Annotated in this window: 6 protein-coding genes and 1 pseudogene; all 7 read left to right on the forward strand. The window is 49.0% G+C overall.

The annotated features are described in order from the left end of the window. Positions 1–232, forward strand: a pseudogene (locus HPY90_RS14150) (ABC transporter permease); the annotation flags it as partial. Positions 233–447: 215 nt separating this feature from the next. Then, on the forward strand, positions 448–1,266 hold the full coding sequence (locus tag HPY90_RS14155) for a class I SAM-dependent methyltransferase (RefSeq protein ID WP_287195447.1): 819 nt from the start codon (positions 448–450) through the stop codon (positions 1,264–1,266). A gap of 249 nt (positions 1,267–1,515) precedes the next feature. Further along, positions 1,516–2,598, forward strand: coding sequence for a radical SAM/SPASM domain-containing protein (locus HPY90_RS14160; protein WP_287195449.1), 1,083 nt, complete (start codon positions 1,516–1,518; stop codon positions 2,596–2,598). A 90-nt stretch (positions 2,599–2,688) separates the two neighbouring features. Then, entirely contained in the window at positions 2,689–4,626 is a 1,938-nt protein-coding gene (locus HPY90_RS14165; protein WP_287195457.1) for an ABC transporter substrate-binding protein, read from the forward strand. 244 nt (positions 4,627–4,870) lie between these two features. Next, positions 4,871–5,155 (forward strand): PqqD family protein, encoded by a 285-nt coding sequence (locus HPY90_RS14170; protein ID WP_287195451.1) that lies wholly within the window; start codon positions 4,871–4,873, stop codon positions 5,153–5,155. Further along, the gene (locus HPY90_RS14175) at positions 5,143–6,174 is read left to right on the forward strand and encodes a radical SAM/SPASM domain-containing protein (RefSeq protein WP_287195453.1); all 1,032 of its coding nucleotides are present in this window, start codon (positions 5,143–5,145) and stop codon (positions 6,172–6,174) included. Before HPY90_RS14170 ends, HPY90_RS14175 begins: the two co-directional genes overlap by 13 nt. Before the next feature lie 308 nt (positions 6,175–6,482). Next, complete coding sequence (locus HPY90_RS14180) at positions 6,483–7,652, forward strand: MFS transporter (protein WP_287195456.1); 1,170 nt, start codon at positions 6,483–6,485, stop codon at positions 7,650–7,652. Positions 7,653–7,832: the final 180 nt, after the last annotated feature.

Below are 7,832 nucleotides of genomic sequence, written 5' to 3' on the forward strand. Positions count from 1 at the left end.
TATGCTCACGGAAGCGGGAATAAGCTTTCTCGGGCTTGGCGACCCGACGCAAAAGAGCTGGGGAATGATGCTACACTACGCCTTCACCCACGGGGGGATCGTCAACGGCTACTGGTGGTGGTACCTCCCCCCTGTGTTCTGCATTTCTTTTGCGGTCTTGGGGTTCGTGCTCTTAGGATACGCCGTGGAGGAGGCAGAACCCCGCTGGTCCGCTGGAGTTCCGGGGAAGTAGGGTTTTTCCCCTAGACACAGTCAGGGGTATCGAGCTAAAAAATAAGGAAACTAGGGATGGAGGGAACTGCCAGTTTCTCTTTCCTAAGCACCAGAAGTTCAATCCGAACAGTAGATAGGGTTGCTCCGGAGATCGGTCAGCTTTTCTTTAACGGGAAGGAAATCACCAGGCTGACTGCTGAGGGGCAATAGGAAGATGAAAAGGGGGTTGTGAAAATGGAGCTTGACTGGGCGGCCGTGTGGCACCAGAAGCGCGAGAAGTACTTCTGGACAAAGAGGCTGAAAGAAAAAGGGCTCACCAATGAAGACTACTGGGACAATTACCCTGATGAGCTGTATTTCGGCTGCGAGTACAAAAATTACCCTGGGGCCATCTTGGAAAAGATGAAGCGTTACCTTAGCCCGAACTCTACGGTTCTAGATATTGGAGCAGGGGACGGCGCCTATGCCGTTCCCCTGGCTAGAGTCGTTAGAGAAGTCACTGTTGTCGAACCTTCCAAGGGGCAGATCCGGAGGCTGCTGAAAAGAGCGGAGGGGCTGGAGAACATCAAGATCATCAACAAGCGCTGGGAGGACGTGTCGCCGGAGGAATTGCAAGAGTACGATCTGGTCAACGCCGCCTACTGCTTTGCCATGCCCGACATCAAGGATGCCCTGATGAAGATGTGGGACTGCACCAGAGGCGTTCTTTTCTTGATCACCCAGGCCGGCAGCTCCCTGGCCGCGGTGTACCCCCTCTTCGTGAGCGACTACGAGCCCCCTCCCGACTATATTGTCCTCTATAATGTGGTCTACCAGCTGGGGATCAAGGCCAACGTGGAGATCAACACCAGGCGCTACCTTTACCCCTGGGACCTGCTGGTCAAGACCTGGCGCCACGATGAAGAAATCACCCCGGAAGATGAAGACAGAGTGCGCGCCTTCCTGGATGCGGAAGGAAAGCTCGTCACTAAAGATGACGGCACGCTGTGGGTCAAATGCTGGTATCGGGATGCGGTGATCTACGCCGAAAAAGAGCAATCCCGTCTGGGATGATTAAGGGCGCTATTGGGAGCTTTGAAGCTGTTTGAGTTGTAGACAGAAAATGAAGTCAAAAAACAGCAGTATTTTCCAGGAATCAAGAGATTTATCCAGATTTCGCCTGCACATTGGGGCGAGGGGAGGCTTTTTACTAGTGGTGTTTTGTGATATATTGTGATATATTTTGACAAAAAGCAATAGTGATGTAAAACCAAGAAACAACAGAATATGTAAGAAGAGAAACCGCGAAGGTTTCTACCTGCCGTGAAGGCAAGGAGGATTTTCGCGGTTTTTTATTTAGGGGGTGGGCAAATTTATACGCCATTGGTGGTGACCGTGGAGCTGACCAACCAGTGCAACCTCAGGTGCCGCCACTGCTATGCCAGCGCCGGGGAGAAGCTGGAGAATGAGCTGAGTCTGGATGAGGTCAAGCAGTTGCTCAGGGAACTTTCTCAGGTGGGCACAGTGGAGGTGGAATTCAGCGGTGGTGAGCCTTTGCTGCGGCCCGATTTGTTTGAGATCATCGAATATGCCAAGGGCCTGGATTTTTCGGTTGTTTTGATCACCAACGGGACCCTTGTCGATCGGGAGGTGGCGAGCACACTAGGCGACCTGGGCCTGAAGCACGTCCAGGTCAGCCTGGATGGCCTAAAAGAAAACCATGACTACTTAAGGGGGGATGGGACATATGAGGCTGTCTTAGAGAGCATAAGACTGCTCGCTGAGGAAGGAGTCAGTGTGGCCGTTCGGGCTACCGCGACCAGGCGAAACGTTGGAGAACTTGAGAAGATAGCAGACCTCGCAGTCAGCATGGGGGCGAAGAAGCTGGGTTTTGTCCGCTTTTTCCCGGCCGGTAGGGGGATGGGCTATAAGGAAGAACTGATGCTCAATGCAAAGGGGATGCGTTCCTTCCACCTGACCGTAAAAAAGATCAAGGAGAAATACAGAGACAAAATCGAGATATCGGCGGACCCTTGTGGATTTTTAGAAGAGGAAGTATTTCAGCAGTACTTGCAGGAAGGGAACATCTTATGTCCGTGTGGCAAAACCTGGTGCCTGGTGAAACCGGATGGTACGGTGAGTCCGTGCGAGATCATGACCTTTAACGCAGGCAATGTAAGGAAACAAAGATTTGAAACAATCTGGGAAGGCGCCCCCGTCATGAAGGCATTCCGCGAGTTCAACCCAGAACTACTGAAAGGCGTCTGCAGCACGTGCAGGTACAAAAAGGTGTGCGCGGGTTACTGCCGTGCCCTGGCAGTGCTCCATACCGGAGATTTTTATGCAGAAGATTTCACCTGCTACCATGTTTTGAAAGCACGGGAAGAACGGGAGGCTGTCAAATAAGCTAATCCCGAATGTCTCAGAAAGCCACAGAGGAGGGTGGTTCAAGTTATGAGACAGTTAAGTAAGCCTCTAGCGGTTCTCTTGGTGTTGATGCTGGCCGTAAACCTCTTTGCTGCGGTTCCTGTATCGGCCGGCCAGGTAAAAGTTGCAGTCAACAACCAGTTTCTAACCTTCGACATCCAGCCGTTCATTGAAAAGGGAAGGGTGCTGGTTCCTGTCAGGCCGCTTTGCGAAGCTTTAGGAGCCTCGGTCGAATGGGACGCGAAAACCAGGACGGTGACCATCAGAAAAGGAGATACTGTTGCCAGGATAACCGTTGGCAGCAAGATCGTATCCATCACCGAAAAGGGAGTCACTGAGGTAGTTTTAGAGGTACCGGCAAAGATAGTGAGTGGCCGCACTGTGGTTCCCCTGCGCTTTATCGCTGAAGCCTTCGGGGCTAAAGTGGATTGGGATGCTGCCGCCCGGACAGCAATCATCGAAGCTGGTCACCCGGAGAAGGTCGCAAGTAAACCATTAGTTTTAGGAACCACTCTTGACTTAGAACCTATCAACAAGTTCAGCTTTACCTGGGGGCAAAATATCTTTCCTTCTGGGTTAACTCATGTCGGACTGACGACCGTGGACTCTAATAATGAAATCAAGCCTTTGTTGGCTGAAAAGTGGGAGGTGGCACCGGACGGAAAGTCGATCACCTTCCACTTGGTTAAAAATGCCAAGTGGCATGATGGCAAACCAGTGACAGCAAAAGACGTTGAGTTTACTTACAATTACTATGCTAAACACAAGAAGAGCTACTATGGCCACCACTTTGAGCGGGCAGAGGCAAAGGATGACTATACTGTTACCATTTACTTCAAGCAACCGGTCTTCCGAACCCATTTGCTAGACAATGCACTATATGGCGGTATTTTACCCAGGCATATTTGGGAATCTGTTGAAGTTCCTAATAAATATCTTGATGAAAAAGGGATGATAGGTTGTGGTCCTTTCATCTTTGAGAAATACGACCCTGCGGCCCAAACTGCATATTTTCGGGCTAATCCCAATTACTTTGCAGGCAAGGTTGCAGTAAAAGAGCTTCAAATCAGGCAATTTAAGACAACAGACAGTATGGTTCTAGCGCTGAAAAGGGGAGAAATAGATGGGGTTTTCGGTTACTATCGCCCCGTTCCTAGCTCTTATGCTGCTGCGCTTTCGGGTGATAAAAACATAGAATTGGGGCTTATCCCAGATGCTGGAATACGCTATCTTTTGGCCTTCAATCATCGCGATGAATATTACCCAATGAAAGAACAGAAATTCAGGGAAGCGGTTTCTTACGCCATAAATTACCAACAGCTGATAGATGTGGCAGCAGCAGGGTATGGTCAAATACCAACAAAGGGTTATATACCCCCTTCGATTCCTGAGCATAATCCTAACTTCCCCAAACTAGAGTACAACCCTGAAAAGGCCAAAGCACTCCTTGAAGAACTGGGATTTAGGGATCGCGATGGTGACGGAATTAGAGAATTCCCTGACGGAAAGAAGCTACGGTTTCCGGTAACACCTCAAGATTATGTAGACAAGATCTATACCAGGTTGGCGGAAGTAATTTGCCAGCAGCTTAAAGCAGTGGGGATCGATGCTTTTCTTGACACAGAAGTTATTGGGAACCTTGAGAAAAACAGAAGCAGATGGTTCCGCGATCGAGACTACTGGTTGTTTGTAGGGACTTGCACACCTTTTGGGGTGCAAACACATGGAGGTATTGGACTTCTCGTGGATGCTGAGGGTGCCACTGGAACGTGTTCCGATCCTGAATTTGTGAGAATCTATCAAAAAATAAACTTTGCCAAGTCAGCAGAAGAATATAAGAACGGCTTGGAAGAAGCTCAACGTTATATGAACGAGAAGTTTCCTGCCTTTGCCTTAATTTGGGCTGAAATTATGTATCCTCACCGCATAGATAAATATAGAGGATGGAAGTTTAACTCTTATGGACTTGCCCATGAGTCCTGGCTTAGCCTAAGGCCTGCGAGCTAAACCATGGGGGTACGAGAATTTGGTGCAGGCAGGGACTGATTTCAATGCTGACTAGAAGGAGGTGAGAGTAGTGCGCAAGTACGTTAAGCCAGTAATTAAAGTAACGCGCGTTTTAGCTGCTCCTCATACTCTTGGTGTGTCTGATGTTTAAGCGTTTGTAGTTCCTAGAGATTGTCCTTGCCTGCACCAATTCTTCCTAACTCCTCAACGGAGTAAAGCTGGGCTAAAGGGGGGCTATGATTAAGTGCGTTACCAGAAAAAGAATCAGGTGAAAGAGAGGATCTTTGATTCAAAAGCTTTACTTTACAATTATCAGAAAGGTGTGCTTGTCGAATTGAACGAAAGTGGGAAAGTAATTTGGACAATGTTGATGGAGTTGCACGAAAAGGAGGCCGTAATTAAGGCTTATGCAGACTTTTACGGAATCGATCCAGATGTTGCAAGCCAAGATGTCAATGAGGTGCTTGCAGAGTTGGAAAAGAGAGAAATAATCGAAAGAGAAGGTAGTGGGTTAAGATGTTCGAGTTAAGAAAAGTTTCCTTCATTATCACAACTGCTTGCAACTTGAGATGCAAGCATTGTTATATGGATGGAGGAGCAAGAAAGGAGAACGAGCTGTCTTTCGATGAGATAAAAAACATCTTGTCACAACTTTTCGAGCTAGGAGTTGTCGAATTAGAATTTTCGGGCGGCGAACCTTTTATGCGCTCGGATTTACTCGATATTCTCCGATGTGCTCACGAAATGGATTTTGTTCTTGAGCTTGTAACAAATGGTACATTACTTGACGAGAACAAGGTAAACTCAATAAAGGAGATGACTTTCAGAAGCATTCAAATTCCTCTTGAGGGCCTGTACTTGAACCATGAGTGGATGAGAGGCACTGGTACTTTTGAGAAATGCCTCAATGCAATCAAAATGCTAAAACAAGCTGGATTGTTTGTTCAGGTCAGGATGACTGTAACCAAAAGATCCTTAGCCGACATTGAAAAGTTAAGTGAGTTGCTTGTCGAGTTGGGGGTAGAGAGATTTTGCCTAGTTGAATTTACTCCTTATGGACGGGGTTTAGGATACATAAGGGAGCTCGCCTTGGACAAAGAGGCCAAGAGAAAGTTTGCCGACATATTTTATGCCGTTCGCGAAAAGTTTAGAGGTGTTCTAGCAGTAGAGGGAGGTCCGTATGGTTTTGCCGAGGGGCGCAGTGAAGCCGAACATGGGAAAAAAATTAAGAGATCTGTTTCCTGCGGTGCTATTCGCGGCGACTGGCTTCAGATTATGCCTGATGGCACTGTAACTCCTTGTAATTTGCTCCCGTTTTATGCAGGCAATGTAAGACACCAAAGGCTTAGCGATATCTGGCACCACTCGCCTGTCCTAAAAGCTTTCAGAAGTTTCGACCCTGCGAAATTGAGTGGTTCTTGTGGTGCGTGCGAATATAAGGTTTCATGCAGCGGCTGCAGGGCCCTAGCTCTGTTGTTCAACGGTGACTTTTACGCCGAGGACCCGATGTGCATCAGGGCGCAAGGAGCGTTCCCGTCTTTGACATGAGGCGAAAGTTGACGTAACTTTGCAGAAATCTGGGAAAGAACACCCATTATGAAAACATTTCGGGAATTTGACCCCGACTTGCTCAAAGGAGCTTGTGTAATCTGTTCTCTCAAAAATGTATGCGCAGGTTACTGTCGGGCTCTGGCGGTCCTGCATACTGCAGATTTCTACGCTGAGGATTTTACCTGCTACCATGTTTTAAAAAGACAAGAGGGGGGCCGTGAATCAATCGTCTAGTCGCGTCTCTACGTACCACCTGCGCTGATTACAAGCAGGTATTCAGTACCTTACGAGGAATACCGGGAACTTTGATCCTGGCGAACACCCTGGTTGCGGTAGGCGCGGGTCTGGTGAACCCGCTGTTTACCCGATATCTCGAGGCATTGGGGGCCACTCCCCAGGTTATCGGAGGAATAATGGCGGTAGATTATGTGCTGCTTTCCCTTGGACTGGTAGGGGGATATGTTGCCGACAAGATCGGGAGAAAACGGTTTATTGTCCTCACTCACTGCTTTTTCCCCCTGATCCTGAGTCTCTTTCTCCTCGCAAGAAACTGGGTCTGGGTCTTGGTTGGGATGTGCCTGCTCGGGATTCGGGTAGCTGCCCTGCCGGCACTCGATGCAGTGATGGCAGACCATACGGCCAATAAAGAGCGGGGGAGGATATACTCCTTAAACTGGCTTGCCGTAACTGGAGCCACCATTGTTTCTTCCTTTGTTATGGGTGCGGTTGTGCATCAGTTGGGAGTCTACCAAGGGACGAGGCTCGGTTTCCTCGTTTACATGGTTTTGGCCCTGGTAGTGGCGATCCTCTTCTGGGTGAGGCTCAAGGATAGCAACCGGTCTGAGCAAAACTCGGCTTTCAGCCTGAGCCATTTCTTCCATCAGCTGGCCTGTGCTGCCAGAAGCTCATCCCCTGTACTGCGGCTGTTTGTGGCTTACTATCTGCTCTACACCCCGGCCGCGGGAATGCTGACCGCTTACTATGTGCTCTACCTTGTGCATGTGGCGGGAGTGAGCGACAGCACGGTGGCAGTAGCTTACGGTATTGCCAATGGGGTCTACTTAATCACCCAATTGCTGTTGGGGCCGTTCACGGACAGGCTCAACCGGGTGCTGGTGTTAGTCTTGGTGCTCACGGTGATACTCTTGGGCTCGCTTACTTTAATTGTCTTTCACAAGCTGGCGGTTGTAGCGATCTTGAGCACCATTCTGGTCTTGAGCGGGATCTCCGTAGCTCTTTATCTCCACAAAGTGGTTTTGGCTGACTTGACCGACCAGCAGCACAGGGCCACCTTGTTTGGTGTGCTTTCCACGTTGGTGGCTGCTGAAGGGGCGTTGAGTTTAGTTGTGGGAGGCAGGTTGTTTAAGCTGAACCCCCACTACCCTTTTGTGTTGTCGGCCTTCTGCCTTTTGCTTGCGATCTTCACGCTAAAGAGGACCCTCTTGGGTTGCTACAAAAGCGAGTATCAAGGCTAGCTGTGAGAATTTAATCCAAAGATCAAGAAGGTTTGGAGGGGGATTTTGATGAAGAAAAGTTTTTCCCTGAAGGGCATCTCCTTTTTGATGGTTTTTGTTCTGCTGATGTCTTTGCTTCCTGCTCTTGGCCATGGAGGGGCGGTTAGGGAGCAGGGAATTCAGGTTTATCTGAAGCGGGTC

Source organism: Syntrophothermus sp. (genome assembly GCF_013314835.1).
In the GTDB taxonomy this organism is placed as follows: domain Bacteria; phylum Bacillota; class Syntrophomonadia; order Syntrophomonadales; family Syntrophothermaceae; genus Syntrophothermus; species Syntrophothermus lipocalidus.

Coding starts and splice junctions, on each gene's coding strand:
- HPY90_RS14155 (WP_287195447.1), top strand. CDS start 448: ATGGAGCTTGACTGGGCGGCCGTGTGGCACCAGAAGCGCGAGAAGTAC.
- HPY90_RS14165 (WP_287195457.1), top strand. CDS start 2,689: ATGCTGGCCGTAAACCTCTTTGCTGCGGTTCCTGTATCGGCCGGCCAG.
- HPY90_RS14175 (WP_287195453.1), top strand. CDS start 5,143: ATGTTCGAGTTAAGAAAAGTTTCCTTCATTATCACAACTGCTTGCAAC.